This is a genomic window from Streptomyces sp. NPDC002144, from assembly GCF_053593695.1.
In genome coordinates this window covers 315138-330654 of the sequence record NZ_JBSFDB010000004.1, presented here as the reverse complement: position 1 = coordinate 330654, position 15517 = coordinate 315138, and the positions used below count along the sequence as shown (strand labels likewise).

Below are 15517 nucleotides of genomic sequence, written 5' to 3'. Positions count from 1 at the left end.
GTGCCGTATCGAGGAGGATGACCGTGGCCGAAGAGCTCAATCCGGCTGAGACATCCGCTGTTGCCGCAGCGGACCCGGAGACTGAGTCTGAGGAGCCGATCAAGCAGCGCAAGAACGGCCTGTACCCGGGCGTGTCCGACGAGCTGGCCGAGAACATGAAGTCCGGCTGGGCCGACACGGAGCTGCGCGGCCTGGAGCCGATCGCGCAGGCCGCCGAGACCGCGGCCCGCCGCGCGGCGCTGTCCGCGCGCTTCCCGGGCGAGCGTCTGGTGATCCCCGCGGGCAACCTGAAGACCCGTTCGAACGACACGGACTACCCCTTCCGGGCATCCGTCGAGTACGCGTACCTCACGGGCAACCAGAGCGAGGACGGCGTGCTCGTGCTCGAGCCGACCGCCGAGGGCCACCGGGCGACGATCTACCTCCTGCCGCGCTCCGACCGCGAGAACGGCGAGTTCTGGCTCTCCGGCCAGGGCGAGCTGTGGGTCGGCCGCCGGCACTCGCTGACCGAGGCGGAGAAGCTGTACGGCATCCCGGCCTCCGACGTGCGCGAGCTGCCCGACGCGCTGCGCGAGGCGACCGGCCCGGTGCGCGTCGTGCGCGGGTACGACGCCGGGATCGAGGCGGCGCTGACCGACAAGGTCACCGCCGAGCGCGACGAGGAGCTGCGGGTCTTCCTGTCCGAGGCGCGGCTGGTCAAGGACGAGTTCGAGATCGGCGAGCTGCAGAAGGCCGTCGACTCGACGGTGCGCGGCTTCGAGGACGTCGTACGCGTGCTCGACAAGGCCGAGGCGACCAGCGAGCGGTACATCGAGGGCACGTTCTTCCTCCGCGCGCGGGTGGAGGGCAACGACGTCGGCTACGGCACGATCGCCGCGGCCGGACCGCACGCGTGCACGCTGCACTGGGTACGCAACGACGGGCCGGTGCGCTCCGGTGAGCTGCTGCTGCTGGACGCGGGCGTCGAGACGCACACGTACTACACCGCCGACGTCACGCGGACGCTGCCGGTGAGCGGGCGGTTCAGCGAGATCCAGAAGAAGATCTACGACGCCGTGTACGACGCCCAGGAGGCCGGTATCGCGGCCGTGCAGCCGGGCGGCAAGTACCGGGACTTCCACGATGCCGCGCAGCGCGTGCTCGCCGAGCGGCTCGTCGAGTGGGGGCTGGTCGAGGGCCCCGTGGAGCGGGTGCTGGAGCTGGGGCTGCAGCGGCGCTGGACGCTGCACGGGACGGGCCACATGCTCGGCATGGACGTGCACGACTGCGCCGCCGCGCGCGTGGAGTCGTACGTCGACGGCACGCTGGAGCCGGGGATGTGCCTCACCGTCGAGCCGGGGCTGTACTTCCAGGCCGACGACCTGACGGTGCCCGAGGAGTACCGGGGCATCGGTGTCCGGATCGAGGACGACATCCTGGTGACCGAGGACGGGAACCGGAACCTGTCGGCGGGCCTGCCCCGGCGATCGGACGAGGTCGAGGCCTGGATGGCTTCGCTCAAGGGCTGATACGGGACGGATGGCCGGGTACCAGTGAGGTGCCCGGCCATCGACGTGCCTGGACACACGTACCTAGGGGGAGGGTTTTCGTGAACGACTTCTTGGCCGGTGTCGGGGTCGACCTGCATCTGGAGCCCGATGCCGGTGACGGCCGGCGGGTCGGGCTGGAGCGGGCCCTGCGGGACGCCGTGCGGGACGGGCGGCTGGCGCCCGGCACACGGCTGCCCGCCACCCGGCGGCTCGCGAGTGAGCTCGGGATCTCCCGGGGGACCGCGAAGGCGGCGTACGACCAGTTGGTCGCCGAGGGGTATCTGACCGCTCGGCAGGGATCGGGGACGCAGGTCGCGCAACTGCCCTCGGCCGACCAGGAGGCGCCCGACGCGGCCACGCACGCGCGTACCCCGCGTTTCGATCTGCGGCCGGGCAGCCCGGACGTCGGGGCGTTCCCGGCGGCGGCCTGGCTGCGGGCGCTCAGGCGCGCCATCGCCACGGCTCCCCTGCTGGCGTACGACTACGGGGACCCGCGCGGCCGCACGGAGCTGCGGCAGGCGCTGTCGGGATACCTGGGGCGCGCGCGAGGGGTCATCGCGCCCCCGGAGCGCATCGTGATCACCTCCGGGTACGTGCAGGGGCTCGCGCTCCTCACGCGCGTGCTGGAAGGCGGCGAGATCGCCATGGAGGACCCGGGGCTGCCGTTCCACCGGGAGGTCGTGCGGCACAACGGCGGCACCGTGGTGCCGGTGCCGGTCGACGAGCGCGGGGTGTGCGCCGACGCGTTGGTGGACGCCAAGGCCGTCGTCGTCACCCCCGCCCACCAGTACCCGACCGGCGTCACACTGCGCCCCGAGCGGCGGCGGGCGCTGACGGACTGGGCACGCGCGCGTGGCGGGCTGATCGTCGAGGACGACTACGACGGGGAGTTCCGGTACGACCGCCAGCCGGTGGGCGCGTTGCAGGGGATGGCTCCCGGGCAGGTCGTCTATCTGGGCACCGCCTCCAAGACGCTCGGGCCGGCGCTGCGGCTCGGCTGGATGGTGCTGCCGCCGCACCTCATCGACGCGGTCGCCGACGCCAAGCTGCACAGCGACCACCACACCGAGTCCATCGGCCAGCTGGCGCTCGCGGAGCTCATCGACAGTCATGCCTACGACCGGCACGTGCGCGCGTGCCGGCTCCGGTACCGCAGGCGCAGGGACCAGCTCCTGGACCGGCTCGGCGGGCGACGGAACGTGCGCGGGATCGCCGCCGGGCTGCACGCGCTCGTGGAGGTCGCCGACGAGGCGGAGGTAGTCAAGCGCGCCGAGGCGGAGGGGCTCGCGCTGGGGCGGCTCGGCGACCACTGGCACACGCCGGGCGAGGACCGGCCACAGGGCGTGATCGTGGGGTACGGGACGCCTCGGGAACGGGTGTATCCGGAGGCGTTGGAGGTGCTGGGCAAGGTACTGGAAGGCAGCTGAATTGGGCCAGCGAGACAGCGAGCGATTGGTCCTGTCCGGGGGCCCATTGCCTTCGTAGTCTCGCTGGCATGACCACTCGACTCGTTCCGCCCGCAGGTCCGCGGCGCGTCCTGGCGCTGGCCCAGCTGGCCAACTCGATCGGCGACGGCGCCTACTACGTGACCTCCGCGCTGTACTTCACGCATGTCGTCGGTCTGGCGCCCGCGCGTGTGGGGCTCGGGCTGACCGTCGCCTGGGCGGTGGGGTCGCTGGCCGGGGTGCCGCTCGGACGGGTCGCCGACCGACGTGGAGCGCGGGGTGCGGCCGTGCTGTTGGCGGTGGGAACCGCGGCCGCTGTCGGTTCGTTCCTGGTGGTGCGGGGGTTCGTTCCGTTCGTCCTCGCCGCCTGCGCGTACGCGACGGCGCAGTCGGGCCTGGCGGCGGCCCGACAGGCGCTGCTCGCGGGACTGGTGACGGCCGGGGAGCGGACGGGGCTGCTCGCGCACCTGCAGGCGACGCTGAACGCCGGGCTGGCGGTGGGCGCGGGGGTGGGCGGACTGGCGTTGCAGGCGGGGAGCCCTACGGCGTACCTCGGGGTGTTCGCCCTGGACGCGGCGAGCTTCCTGATGTGCACGGCCCTTCTGCTCCGGCTGCCGGCCGTGGCACCGGTCGCGGTGGGCGAGGGGCGGGAGCGGGGCGGGCTGCGGGGGCGGCCGACGCGGGAACGGGACAGGCTCGGTGTGGTGCGGGACCGGCCGTATGTGGTGGTCGCGTTGCTCAACACCGTGCTGCTGTTGCGGATGCCGCTGCTCAGTCTGGGGCTGCCGCTCTGGATCGCCGAGCGGACGACCGCGCCCGCGTGGCTGGTCTCGGCGCTGTTCGTGCTCAACACCGGCGCGGTGATGCTGTTCCAGGTGCGGATGGCGCGCGGTGTCACGGGGCTCGGGTCCGCCACGCGCGCGGTGCGGCGCTCGGGGTGGGTGATGCTGGCGGCGTGCGCGGTGTTCGCGCTTTCGGGAGGGGTGCCGCGCTGGCCGGCGGTGGGGTTCCTGGTCGTCGGGGCCGTGCTGCAGGTGGTCGCCGAAATGGGGCAGTCGGCCGGTTCCTGGCAGCTGTCCTTCGATCTCGCGCCGGTGGACCGGGTCGGCGAGTACCAGGGCTTCTTCGGCACCGGCGTGACGGTGGCCCGCACCCTGGGCCCGCTGCTGCTGACCTCGCTGCTGGTGGGATGGGGAACGCCTGGGTGGCTGCTGCTGGGCGGGGCGACGGTGGGGGCGTCGTATGCGATGGGGCCGGCGACGAGGTGGGCCGCCGGTCAGTCGGGCGAGAAGGTCGAGCAGCCGGTGCTGGTGGCCCGCTAGAGAGCCAGGCCCCCCGAAGCCCGCCGATTCCCGCCGCTCACACCGCCATCAGGGGCGCGTCCTCGCGCCACTTGAGGATCTTGTCGAAGCTCACCACCGTGCCGCCGCGGCCCGGCTTGTCGCCGATGTGTACGTGGTCGGCGAGTGCCTGGATGAGGCAGAGGCCCCGGCCGTGCTCGGCGTCGGTGCGGGCCGGGCGGACGGGGGCGGTGCCGGAGATGCCGGGTCCGGAGTCGGTGACCTCGATGCGGCACTTCTCGCCGTCGAGATAGGCGGTGACCCGGTACGCCTCCGAGTACGCGCCCCGCGCCGCGTCGCCGCCGTGCTCCACGGCGTTCGCGCAGGCCTCGCTCAGCGCGACCGAGAGGTCGTAGGAGACGTCGGGGTCGACGCCCGCCGTCTCCATCGTGCCGAGCAGCAGCCGTCGCGCGAGAGGAACGCTCGCAGCTTCCCGCCGCAAGTGGAGTGACCACCAGATGCTCATGCTCCAGCCTCCCGGCCGCGGCTCGACATACCGTTTCTTATTGCCGCGCGTGCCCGTGTGTAAGCACGGAGTTGACGTGACACCGCCCATATGGTCGATGCATACAGGCCGGAATCGGTGTATGTGTGGGCAGCCCCCATCGACTCACACCAGAGGGTGATCTTCCCAGCCGGACACGACCTTGCGGACCTGCCGTATGGCGGCCGTACGGCCAATGGGATGATGAGCGCGCCATGACCGACCCCCTCCAGCGCACGGCGCGCTCCGGACGAGACATCCGGATGCTGCGGGCCGCGGTGTTCGCCGCGGTCTGCGTCGTGCTGGCCGCCGGCGGTCACACGCTGGCCTCCTGCGCCACCGTTCCGCTGTGGACGCTGGGCGCGGGGTTCCTGGGGGCCCTCCTGGTCGCGGCGCCGCTCGCCGGACGCGAGCGCTCGCTGCCCGGCATCGCCGCGCTGCTGGCGCTCGGCCAGACCGTGCTGCACACGCTGTTCGGGCTGGGACAGAGCGCCTCGGCCACCGGCGGGATGGCGATGACGTCGACCGACGCCTCGCTGGTCGAACGCGCGGCACGGCTGGTGTGCGGCACGACGGCGGCGGCGATCACTCCGGCGCACGCCCGGCGGATCCTCGCCGACGCCCGGCTGTCCACCACCCCGGCCATGGACATGAGTTCCATGCGCCATCCGACGGACGCGCTGTCCACGACCACGTCACTGCTGCCATCCCTGCCGATGCTGCTCGGTCACGTCCTCGCGGCCGTCGCCGCCGGCTGGCTGCTGCGCCGCGGCGACCTCGCGCTGCTCCGGCTCATGGCCCTGTCCGCCGGCTCCCTGGCCGACGGGGCGCTCGTACGGTCGCTGCGCGCCGCCCTGGCCCTGGTGCGCGCCCTGCGCGCCGGATTGCCCACCACACCCGGGGTGTGCCCGCGACCGCCGCGCACCGCGCTGCTCGCGCCGCCGAAGCCCCGTACCGCACTCCAGCACTCGGTGATCCGGCGCGGCCCGCCGGCCGTCGCGTACGCCCTCGCCGCCTGACGCGACGCGACCGCTCTTCCGGTTTCGAGTTCCCGGTTCCTGGTCTCCGGTTCCTGATCTCCGGTTCCTGATCTCCGGTTCCTGATCTCCGTTTCCCGGTTTCCGTTTTTCGGATGACGGGCCGCCGTCGCGCGGCGCACACGCGCGTGCCCGCGTTGCCGAGTTCTTCGACCACGGCGACGGCCACGCGCGCGTACCCCTCGTCATCACCGGAACCTCACTCGAAGTGGAGTGCTCCCTGCCATGAAGGCTTCTCGTCTCGCCGCCACCGGCGCCCTCGCCGGCTCCGCGGTGCTCGCCCTGTCCGCCCCCGCGTTCGCACACGTCACCGTGCAGCCGGAGGGCACGGCCGCCAAGGGCGGCTACGCGGTGATCGATTTCAAGGTCCCCAACGAGCGCGACGACGCCTCGACCACCAGGCTCGAGGTCACCTTCCCGACCGGCCACCCGCTGGCCTCCGCCTTGCCGCAGCCGATGGCCGGCTGGAAGATCCAGGTCACCAAGTCCAGGCTGGCCAAGCCGGTCGAGATGCACGGCGAGAAGATCAACGAAGCCGTCTCCAAGATCACCTGGACCGCCGAGGACAAGGGCGTCGGGCCCGGCTACTTCCAGAAGTTCCCGGTCTCCGTCGGCGCCCTGCCCGAGGACACCGACACACTCGTCTTCAAGGCGCTGCAGACGTACTCCGACAACGAGGTCGTGCGCTGGATCGAGGTGCCGCAGGACGGCCAGAAGGAGCCCGAGAGCCCGGCTCCCGTGCTCACCCTGTCCGCCGCCTCCGGGGACGGTCATCACGGCACGGCGACGGCCGAGGACGCCTCCGACAAGACCACCACGACCGCTGCGGACTCCTCCGGCGACACGGGCGACGGCACCGACACCACCGCGCGCGTGCTCGGCGTCGTCGGCATCGCCGTGGGCGCGCTGGGCGTCGCCTACGGCGTCCTCGCCGGCCGTCGACGCACCGACGCCTGAAGCCCTCGATCCGCCGTGTGCACCGGGGGCGTACGACCCCCGGTGCACACCGGGACTCTCACATCTGGGACATTTTTCTATGCGCAAGAAGACGTTCGCCGCGGCCGCGCTGCTCGCCGCCGCCACCCTGACCCTCTCCGCCTGCGGCAGTGGTGACAGCGGCGACTCAGCCGTCGCCGTGGTCTCCGAGGACTCCTCGCAGAAGGCCGCGACGGTCCTCGACCAGCCGTTCGAGAAGCCGGATCTGGTGCTCACCGACACCAAGGGACAGAAGTACGACTTCCGCAAGGAGACGGCGGGCCGGCCCACGCTGATCTACTTCGGCTACACCCATTGCCCGGACATCTGCCCGCTGACGATGAACAACATCGCCGTCGCCAAGAAGCAGCTGCCCAAGGCCGAGCAGGACAAGCTGCGGGTCGTGTTCGTCACCACCGACCCGGCCCGTGACACCCCGTCGGAGCTGGGCAAGTGGCTCAAGGGCATCGACCCGCAGTTCATCGGCCTGACCGGCGACTTCGCCACCATCCAGGCCGGTGCCCGCACCCTCGGCATCTCGATCGAGCCCACCCACAAGGACAAGAAGACCGGCAAGGTCGTCTCGGTCCACGGCACCCAGGTCATCGCGTTCTCGCCGAAGACCGACGGCGGTTACGTCCTGTACGGCGAGGACGCCACCGTCGACGACTACACCAAGGACCTACCCAAGATCATCAAGGGGCAGACCCCGTGAACCGGCTCGCCCCGACGGCCCTGCTGATAACCGGGACGCTGGCCCTGACCGGCTGCGGCGGCTCCGGCGACACCAAGCCCGAACTGTCCGTCGGCTCCGCCTACATGCCCCAGCCGGTCACCGGCGACATGGCCGCGGGCTTCTTCACCGTCGTCAACAAGGGCGGCGCCAAGGACGAACTGACCTCCGTCACCAGCGGCGCCTCCGCTCGTGTCACCCTCCACGAGACCGTGGGGCAGTCCATGGAGCAGGTCACGTCCCTGGATGTGCCCGCGCACGGTCAACTCGTGTTCAAGAGCGGCGGCAACCACCTGATGTTCGAGAACCTGAAGCGGAAGCCGGTGCAGGGCGAGAAGGTGACCGTCGAACTGCACTTCGCCACATCCGATCCGATCACGATCGAGATGCCGGTGAAGTCGGCGACGTACAACCCTGCGACCGGCCACTGAGGGAAGGCACGACCGTGACACCGACCATCACCCCCCGCCGACTGCGGGCCCTGGTGCTGCTGTTCCTGGCCGTCGCCGGCGCGCTGCTCGCCGGTGCCGGACCGGCCTCGGCGCACGCCGCGCTGACCGGAAGCGACCCCGCGCAGGGGGTGGTGGTCGACAAGGCTCCCACCGAGGTCGCGCTGACCTTCTCCGAGAAGGTCGCCACCAACTCCGACTCGCTGCGCGTGCTCGATCCCAAGGGCAAGCGGGTCGACACCGCCAAGCCGTCGAACATCAGCGGCACCACGTACGCCGTGCCCCTGCACAGCGGGCTGGCCGACGGCACCTACACGGTGTCCTGGCAGGTCGTGTCGGCGGACAGCCATCCCGTCGCCGGTGCCTTCACCTTCTCCATCGGCGCCCCGTCCAAGACCTCCGTCAAGGCGGTCGGGCAGGAGGTCGGCGGTGGGGTCGTCGGCTGGCTGTACGGCTTCGGACGCTACATGTCGTACGCCGGCTTCATCGTGATGGTCGGCGGCGCGGCCTTCGTCCTCGGCTGCTGGCAGCGCGGATCGGGCGTACGGCCGCTGCAGCGGCTCGTGGTCGCGGGGTGGCTCTCGCTCACCGCGGCGACCCTTCTGCTGCTGCTCCTGCGCGGCTCGTACACCAGCACCGGCAAGGTCGGCGACATCTTCGACCTGAGCCTGCTGGGACAGGTGCTGCAGACCAAGACGGGCGCGGCGCTGGTGTCCCGGCTGCTGCTGCTCGCCGCGGCGGCCCTGTTCATCGCCGTGCTGTTCGGTGCGTACGACAAGCGCGAGGACGACGAGAAGCGGGACCTGACCTTCGGGCTCGCGATCGGCGGAGTCGTGGTGTCCGCGGGGCTCGCGGCGAGCTGGGCGATGGCCGAGCACGCCTCGACCGGACTGCAGCCGGGCATCGCCATGCCGGTCGACGTGGTCCACCTGCTGGCCGTCGCGGCCTGGCTGGGCGGACTCACCGCCCTGCTGGTCGCCCTGTACCGCTCGCAGACTCCGATCGAGGCCTCCGCGGTACGGCGCTTCTCGACCGTCGCCTTCGGCAGTGTCCTCGCGCTGGTGGCGACCGGCGTCTACCAGTCCTGGCGCCAGCTCGGCTCCTGGTCGGCGTTCACCGACACCGCGTACGGACAGCTGCTGCTCATCAAGATCGGGCTCGTGGCGCTGCTCGTCGGCATCGCTTCGATCTCGCGGCGCTGGACGGCCCGGCTGGTGGACACCGTGCCTGCCAAGGCGGGCAAGCGGGAGAAGGAGCACGTCAGCGCGGGCGCCAGCGGGAAGAAGGGGACTGCGGGCGGGACGAAGACCACCGGCGACTCCAAGCGGGCCGCTCAGCTCGCCCGCCAGCAGGCGGCCATGGACACGGCTCGGCAGAAGCAGCGGCGCGACGCCGACCCCCACCGGTTCGGGCTGCGGCGCTCCGTGCTCGCCGAGGCGGGGGTGGCCGTCGTGCTGCTCGCCGTCACCACGGTGCTGACACAGACCGAGCCGGGCCGTACCGAGCAGGACGCCAAGGCGGCCGCCGACTCCACGTCGGCCTCCTCCTCCACGTCGGACTCCTCCTCCGGCGCGCTCACGCTGACCATGCCCTTCGACACGGGCGGCACCGACGGCAAGGGCGTGGTGTCGGTCGACCTCGATCCCGCGGGCGTGGGCGCCAACGAAATGCACGTCTACGTCACCCGGCCCAACGGCCGCGCCTTCGACGTCCCCGAGGTGAAGGTCGCCTTCACCCTCGACGCCAAGAAGATCGGGCCGTTGCCCGTCTCTCCCGACCACATCACCACCGGGCACTGGGCGGCGAACGGGGTGCAGATCCCCATGGCCGGCGACTGGAAGGTCGCCGTCACCGTGCGCACCTCCGCCATCGACCAGGTGACCGTCTCAAAGAACGCGCAGATCGGCTGAACCGCACCATGGCTGACCAGACCAGTCCGCAGGCCCGGACACCGCTCGACACGGGTGTCCCTCCGCAGACCCCCGCCCGGGACGGCATCTCGCGCCGCGCCCTGCTCGGCACCGCCGGCGCCACCGGGCTCGTGCTCGGCGCGGCAGGGGGTGCCGTGGGGTATTCCGCGGCACCCTCCGAGGCCACGCCCTTGGCCTCCGTCGGCGCGAACATGGCAATGTTTCACGGGAAACATCAGCCCGGCATCACCGACGGTCTCCAGGCGCGCGGCCACCTGGTGGCCTTCGACCTGGTGGCGGGGGCCGGCCGCAAGGAGGCGGCCGCGCTGCTGCGCCGCTGGTCGGCGACGGCAGAGCGGTTCATTGCGGGCGAACCGGCGGCGAGCGACGACACGGACGTGGCCCGCGACGCCGGGCCCTCGTCTCTGACGATCACCTTCGGCTTCGGGCACAGCTTCTTCGCCCGGACCGGCCTGGAGAAGCAGCGGCCCGTCTCCCTCGACCCGCTGCCCGACTTCTCCTCCGACCAGCTCGACAAGGACCGCAGCGACGGCGATCTGTGGGTGCAGATCGGCGCCGACGACGCCCTGGTCGCCTTCCACGCCCTGCGCGCGATCCAGAAGGAAGCCGGGAGCGCGGCGAAGGTCCGCTGGCAGATGAACGGCTTCAACCGCACCCCGGGCGCCACGGCCCACCCCATGACGGCACGCAACCTCATGGGCCAGCTCGACGGCACGCGCAATCCCAAGCCGACGGACGCCGACTTCGACCGGCGCGTCTTCGTGCCGGCGTCCGGCTCGAAGGACCCGTCCTGGATGGCGAACGGCTCCTACGCCGTCGTACGCCGCATCAGGATGCTGCTGGACGACTGGGAGAAGCTCTCGCTCACCACCCAGGAGAACGTCATCGGGCGCCGCAAGTCCAACGGCGCACCGCTGTCGGGCGGCTCGGAGACGACGGCGATGGACCTGGAGAAGACGGACGCCAAGGGCGAGTACGTGGTCCCCGTCAATGCCCATGCCCGCATCACCCGGCCCGACCAGAACGGCGGGGCGGCGATCCTGCGGCGGCCGTTCTCCTACCACGACGGCATCGACGCCGACGGGGTGCCGGACGCGGGTCTGCTCTTCGTCTGCTGGCAGGCCGACCCGCTGCGCGGCTTCGTCACCATCCAACGCAAGCTCGACCGCGGGGACGCCCTGTCGAAGTACATCCGCCACGAGTCCAGCGGCCTGTTCGCGGTGCCGGGCGGCGCGGCGAAGGGGGAGTACGTGGGTCAGGCGCTGCTGGAGGGCTGACGGGCCGGGTGGGGCGGTACGGAAGGGCTCCGCGGGGGCGCGGGGGCCGTACCGGAGGGCTTCGCCGAGACGCGTGAGCCGTCTTCCGTGAGGGCCATTAGGGTGAGGTCATGCCTGCGAGCTACGCCTATCTCGGTCCCGAGGGCACCTTCACCGAGGCCGCCCTGCGCACGCTGCCCGAGGCGGCCACGCGGGAGCTGGTCCCGTACGTGTCCGTCCAGTCCGCGCTCGACGCGGTCCGCTCCGGCGAGGCCGAGGCCGCGTTCGTGCCGATCGAGAACTCCGTCGAGGGCGGCATCACCACCACCCTCGACGAACTGGTGGCGGGCGCACCGCTGATGATCTACCGCGAGGTGCTGCTGTCGATCACCTTCGCGCTGCTGGTCAGGCCCGGCACGAAGCTGACGGACATCAAGACCGTCTCCGCGCACCCGGCCGCCCAGCCGCAGGTGCGCAACTGGCTGCGCGCGAACCTCCCTGACGCGCACTGGGAGTCGGCCGCCTCGAACGCGGACGCGGCCCGGCTGGTCCAGGAGGGTCAGTACGACGCCGCCTTCGCCGGTGAGTTCGCCGCCGCCCTGTACGGGCTGGACGCGCTGGAGACCGGCATCCACGACGCCGAGAACGCCCAGACCCGCTTCGTGCTCGTCGGCCGGCCCGCCCGTCCGGCGGCCCCGACCGGCGCGGACAAGACCTCGGTCGTGCTGTGGCAGCGCGACGACCACCCCGGCGGTCTGCGCGATCTGCTGGGCGAGTTCGCCACCCGAGGCATCAACCTGATGCTGCTCCAGTCCCGTCCGACCGGCGCCGGCATCGGCAACTACTGCTTCTGCATCGACGCCGAGGGTCATATCTCCGACCGCCGGGTGGCCGAGGCCCTGATGGGGCTGAAGCGGATCTGCCTGGAGGTGCGGTACCTCGGTTCGTACCCGCGTGCGGACGTCGGCGTCGAGGACGTGAGCGCTCCGCGGGCCGGGACCTCGGACGAGGAGTTCGTAGCGGCGTCGGACTGGGTGGCGCGCTGCCAGGATGGACGTTTCTAGCGTGTTAACGGACGCTGTACACCGGTCCTACCTGCAGATTTTCGTTATCCACAGGAGTTATCCACAGGTCCGCTTCTCGACCTGGGGACAAGTCGACATCAACAGGCGACCGTGTCGACAAATCTGCCCTCCGGGCACCGCCGCGTCCACATGCGCGCACATCACCGTTCGTCCACTCGTTTCCTTTAGGCAATCCTTTGGGGCGACCCCTTCCCACTCGAAAGTAGGGGTAAGAGCGGGTTTGGGCAGGGAATCCTCACGGTGATCCCCCGGTTTCGGAGTGATCAATTCCGAAATCCACAGATCCCCCGCACAGCCTGTGGATAACTCTTCCGAGGGTGTGGATCCCTGTGGACAACCGACGCCCAAGTCCCGTCCCGCACAAGGGATTCAGGTCAACCCGGCGCCGGTGGCATGATCCGTCTCGGGGAGTGGGACACCTTTTATTGACACGCTGCGCATTTCACCCATAACGCCATGTAAAGGTCTTTTCGTGATCGTTGGAATGGTTGAGTCGTGAGCCGTATCCCCGCACCGGTAGCCTTGGCCACGTGATTGACCTTCGCCTGCTCCGTGAGGACCCCGACCGTGTGCGCGCGTCCCAGCGCGCCCGTGGAGAGGACGTCGCGCTCGTCGACGCTCTCCTGTCTGCCGACGAGCGGCGCAGGTCGTCCGGCGTCCGCTTCGACGAGCTGCGTGCCGAGCAGAAGCAGCTCGGCAAGCTCATCCCCAAGGCCGCGGGTGACGAGAAGGCCGAGCTGCTGAAGAAGGCCGGCCAGCTCGCCGCCGACGTCAAGGCCGCCGACGCCGAGCGGGACGCGGCCGAGGCCGAGACCCAGGAGCTGCTGCTCCAGCTCGGCAACCTCGTCCACCCCGACGTGCCCGTCGGCGGCGAGGAGGACTTCGTCACCCTCGAGACGCACGGCACGATCCGCGACTTCGGCGCCGAGGGCTTCGAGCCCAAGGACCACCTGGAGCTCGGCACCCTGCTCGGCGCGATCGACGTGGAGCGCGGCGCCAAGGTCTCCGGCTCCCGCTTCTACTTCCTCACCGGCGTCGGCGCCCTGCTCGAGCTGGCGCTCGTCAACGCCGCGATCGCCCAGGCCACGGCGGCCGGCTTCACGCCGATGCTGACGCCCGCCCTGGTGCGCCCCCAGTCGATGGCGGGCACGGGCTTCCTCGGCCAGGCGGCCCAGGACGTCTACCACCTCGACAACGACGACCTCTACCTGGTCGGGACCTCCGAGGTCCCCCTCGCCGCGTACCACATGGACGAGATCCTCGACGTCGACCGCCTCCCGCTGCGCTACGCCGGCTTCTCGCCGTGCTTCCGCCGCGAGGCCGGCTCGCACGGCAAGGACACCCGGGGCATCTTCCGCGTCCACCAGTTCGACAAGGTGGAGATGTTCTCCTACGTCGCCCCCGAGGACTCCGAGGCGGAGCACCGGCGGCTGCTGGAGTGGGAGAAGCAGTGGCTGAGCTCGCTGGAGCTGCCGTTCCGGGTCATCGACGTGGCCTCCGCCGACCTCGGCGCCTCGGCCGCACGCAAGTTCGACTGCGAGGCGTGGATCCCGACGCAGGGCAAGTACCGCGAGCTGACGTCCACCTCGGACTGCACCGAGTTCCAGTCCCGGCGGCTGCAGATCCGCGTCCGTGACGGCAAGCAGGTCAAGCCGCTGGCGACGCTCAACGGCACGCTGTGCGCCGTACCGCGCACCATCGTGGCGATCCTGGAGAACCACCAGCAGGCCGACGGCTCCGTGTACGTGCCGCCGGTGCTGCGCCCGTACCTGGGCGGCCGGGAGGTCCTGGAGCCGGTCGCCAAGTGAGCGACTTCCCCTACCGGCTGGTCGCGACCGACCTCGACGGAACGCTGCTGCGCTCCGACGAGTCGGTCACCCGCCGCACCCGTGACGCGCTCGCCGCAGCCGCCGCGGCGGGCGCCGCGCACATCGTCGTCACCGGGCGCGGAGCGCCGTGGACCCGGCACATCCTGGACGACCTCGGCTACGACGGCCTCGCCGTCTGCGGTCAGGGCGCCCAGGTCTACGACGCCAGGGAGCACCGGCTTCTGACGTCCGTGACGCTGGACCGGCAGCTGGCGGGCGTCGCCCTGGCGAAGATCGAGGCGGAGGTCGGCCCCCTGCACCTGGCGGCGAGCCGGGACGGGCTGGACGGCGACGTCCTGGTCGGGCCGGGCTACGCGGTCACCGGCTCACTGCCCGCCGTTCCGTTCACGGACGCGGCCGACCTGTGGGCCGCCCCGCTGAACAAGATCTACATACAGCACCCGACGCTCGGCGACGACGAACTGGCCGAGGCGGCCCGCCGGGCGGCTGGTGGCTTCGTCACGGTGGCGATGGCGGGCGCGGGCATCGTGGAACTGCTGCCGCTGGGTCTGTCGAAGGCGACGGGACTGTCGCTGGCGGCGCGCAGGCTCGGTGTGAAGGCGGCGGAGACCATCGCCTTCGGCGACATGCCGAACGACATCCCGATGTTCGCCTGGGCGTCCTACGGGGTGGCCATGGCCAACGCCCACGAGGAGCTCAGGGCGGTGGCTGACGAGGTGACGGCCTCCAACGAGGAGGACGGGATCGCGGTGGTGCTGGAGCGGTTGCTCACGTAGCCGCCTCAGGTCCGCGCAGCTGCGGGCCGTGCCGCTGGGCGGCACGGGTGGGCGCGGCGGCACCTGTCGGCGCCGAGTCGCGCGACCGGCCCGTGCCGCTCCAGCGGTGGGTGCCCCCTTGCAGCAGGGGGCGACAGGGAAGGCGGCCCACGCCGGCGCAGCGCGCCGCGTGCTCGAAGCGGCCGCCCCGGGCAGTTGCTGAAAGTGGACTCGACGGTGGGGTAACTACACCGGAGTCCTCCGTGAACTGCCCTGGCGGGAGCTCGACGGACTGTCGTGCATGGACATCGCCGGCTCCTCTCCCAGAACGTGGCGCCGGACTCGTCGTCCGGCGGTGTGGACACAACCACTGTGCCGGTCGGACGAGTTGGACGCCACCGAATAAAACGGCCGTACGACGGTCTACCGCCGGCGCCACTTCCGGCGGCGTCCCCTGCTGAAGAACCACCCGGCGGGCGGTTCGTCGGAGCGCCAGGGCTGCGGCTCCGGTTCCTCGGTGCGCCAGCGGGCGGCGAGCATCCGGGCGCGGGCTGAGGGTTCGGTCGTCTCGGCGGACCGTATGAAGTTCTCGTCCAGGACGAGGTCGTCCCAGTTGTCTGCCATCCCCATTCCTCTCAGCCCACTTCCCTTTTGCCCAGTGTGCCCGGA

General features: G+C 71.3%; 14 protein-coding genes. 12 read left to right on the top strand and 2 right to left on the bottom strand.

Annotated features, from left to right (window positions below; translation table 11 throughout):
• The first annotated feature begins 17 nt into the window (after window positions 1-17).
• The 3 genes from ACWCQ1_RS08740 (at window position 18) to ACWCQ1_RS08730 (ending at window position 4296) form a co-directional block, all read left to right on the top strand.
• Complete coding sequence (locus ACWCQ1_RS08740; protein WP_133048289.1) at window positions 18-1508, top strand: aminopeptidase P family protein; 1491 nt, start codon at window positions 18-20, stop codon at window positions 1506-1508.
• A gap of 80 nt (window positions 1509-1588) precedes the next feature.
• Window positions 1589-2956, top strand: coding sequence for a MocR-like pyridoxine biosynthesis transcription factor PdxR (pdxR, locus tag ACWCQ1_RS08735; RefSeq protein WP_358600446.1), 1368 nt, complete (start codon window positions 1589-1591; stop codon window positions 2954-2956).
• Window positions 2957-3024: 68 nt separating this feature from the next.
• A complete protein-coding gene (locus ACWCQ1_RS08730; RefSeq protein ID WP_451026122.1) occupies window positions 3025-4296 on the top strand; it encodes an MFS transporter in 1272 nt (423 codons plus the stop codon).
• Window positions 4297-4333: 37 nt separating this feature from the next.
• Here ACWCQ1_RS08730 and ACWCQ1_RS08725 read toward each other — a convergent pair whose 3' ends face one another.
• Window positions 4334-4780 (bottom strand): ATP-binding protein, encoded by a 447-nt coding sequence (locus ACWCQ1_RS08725; protein WP_133048292.1) that lies wholly within the window; start codon window positions 4778-4780, stop codon window positions 4334-4336.
• Between the two features lie 233 nt (window positions 4781-5013).
• Between ACWCQ1_RS08725 and ACWCQ1_RS08720 the strand changes: the two genes are divergently transcribed.
• From ACWCQ1_RS08720 to ACWCQ1_RS08680, 9 genes are all read left to right on the top strand, one after another.
• Window positions 5014-5817, top strand: a complete 804-nt coding sequence (locus tag ACWCQ1_RS08720; protein ID WP_358600453.1) for a hypothetical protein — start codon at window positions 5014-5016, stop codon at window positions 5815-5817.
• A gap of 243 nt (window positions 5818-6060) precedes the next feature.
• The gene (locus ACWCQ1_RS08715) at window positions 6061-6792 is read left to right on the top strand and encodes a YcnI family copper-binding membrane protein (RefSeq protein WP_358600456.1); all 732 of its coding nucleotides are present in this window, start codon (window positions 6061-6063) and stop codon (window positions 6790-6792) included.
• Window positions 6793-6871: 79 nt separating this feature from the next.
• Window positions 6872-7525 carry an SCO family protein gene (locus ACWCQ1_RS08710; RefSeq protein WP_133048295.1) on the top strand — a complete coding sequence of 218 codons (654 nt, stop codon included), beginning with the start codon at window positions 6872-6874 and terminating at the stop codon, window positions 7523-7525.
• Complete coding sequence (locus ACWCQ1_RS08705) at window positions 7522-7974, top strand: copper chaperone PCu(A)C (protein WP_358600460.1); 453 nt, start codon at window positions 7522-7524, stop codon at window positions 7972-7974. Before ACWCQ1_RS08710 ends, ACWCQ1_RS08705 begins: the two co-directional genes overlap by 4 nt.
• Before the next feature lie 14 nt (window positions 7975-7988).
• Window positions 7989-9902, top strand: coding sequence for a copper resistance CopC/CopD family protein (locus tag ACWCQ1_RS08700; protein ID WP_358600463.1), 1914 nt, complete (start codon window positions 7989-7991; stop codon window positions 9900-9902).
• A gap of 8 nt (window positions 9903-9910) precedes the next feature.
• The gene (gene efeB, locus ACWCQ1_RS08695) at window positions 9911-11200 is read left to right on the top strand and encodes an iron uptake transporter deferrochelatase/peroxidase subunit (protein ID WP_358600466.1); all 1290 of its coding nucleotides are present in this window, start codon (window positions 9911-9913) and stop codon (window positions 11198-11200) included.
• Window positions 11201-11310: 110 nt separating this feature from the next.
• On the top strand, window positions 11311-12243 hold the full coding sequence (gene pheA, locus ACWCQ1_RS08690) for a prephenate dehydratase (protein WP_358600469.1): 933 nt from the start codon (window positions 11311-11313) through the stop codon (window positions 12241-12243).
• 551 nt (window positions 12244-12794) lie between these two features.
• Entirely contained in the window at window positions 12795-14072 is a 1278-nt protein-coding gene (gene serS, locus ACWCQ1_RS08685) for a serine--tRNA ligase (protein WP_451026121.1), read from the top strand.
• Window positions 14069-14869 (top strand): HAD family hydrolase, encoded by an 801-nt coding sequence (locus ACWCQ1_RS08680; protein WP_451026120.1) that lies wholly within the window; start codon window positions 14069-14071, stop codon window positions 14867-14869. The genes serS and ACWCQ1_RS08680 overlap by 4 nt, the downstream gene beginning before the upstream one ends.
• A gap of 402 nt (window positions 14870-15271) precedes the next feature.
• Here the strand turns inward: ACWCQ1_RS08680 and ACWCQ1_RS08675 are convergent, their stop codons facing one another.
• Complete coding sequence (locus ACWCQ1_RS08675) at window positions 15272-15478, bottom strand: SGM_3592 family protein (RefSeq protein ID WP_451026119.1); 207 nt, start codon at window positions 15476-15478, stop codon at window positions 15272-15274.
• Window positions 15479-15517 lie beyond the last annotated feature (39 nt).

Excerpts from the sequence above, each read along its gene's own strand:
- ACWCQ1_RS08740 (WP_133048289.1), top strand. The coding sequence starts at position 18 with ATGACCGTGGCCGAAGAGCTCAATCCGGCTGAGACATCCGCTGTTGCC.
- ACWCQ1_RS08730 (WP_451026122.1), top strand. The coding sequence starts at position 3,025 with ATGACCACTCGACTCGTTCCGCCCGCAGGTCCGCGGCGCGTCCTGGCG.
- ACWCQ1_RS08725 (WP_133048292.1), bottom strand. The coding sequence starts at position 4,780 with ATGAGCATCTGGTGGTCACTCCACTTGCGGCGGGAAGCTGCGAGCGTT.
- ACWCQ1_RS08720 (WP_358600453.1), top strand. The coding sequence starts at position 5,014 with ATGACCGACCCCCTCCAGCGCACGGCGCGCTCCGGACGAGACATCCGG.
- ACWCQ1_RS08715 (WP_358600456.1), top strand. The coding sequence starts at position 6,061 with ATGAAGGCTTCTCGTCTCGCCGCCACCGGCGCCCTCGCCGGCTCCGCG.
- ACWCQ1_RS08710 (WP_133048295.1), top strand. The coding sequence starts at position 6,872 with ATGCGCAAGAAGACGTTCGCCGCGGCCGCGCTGCTCGCCGCCGCCACC.
- efeB (WP_358600466.1), top strand. The coding sequence starts at position 9,911 with ATGGCTGACCAGACCAGTCCGCAGGCCCGGACACCGCTCGACACGGGT.
- pheA (WP_358600469.1), top strand. The coding sequence starts at position 11,311 with ATGCCTGCGAGCTACGCCTATCTCGGTCCCGAGGGCACCTTCACCGAG.
- ACWCQ1_RS08675 (WP_451026119.1), bottom strand. The coding sequence starts at position 15,478 with ATGGGGATGGCAGACAACTGGGACGACCTCGTCCTGGACGAGAACTTC.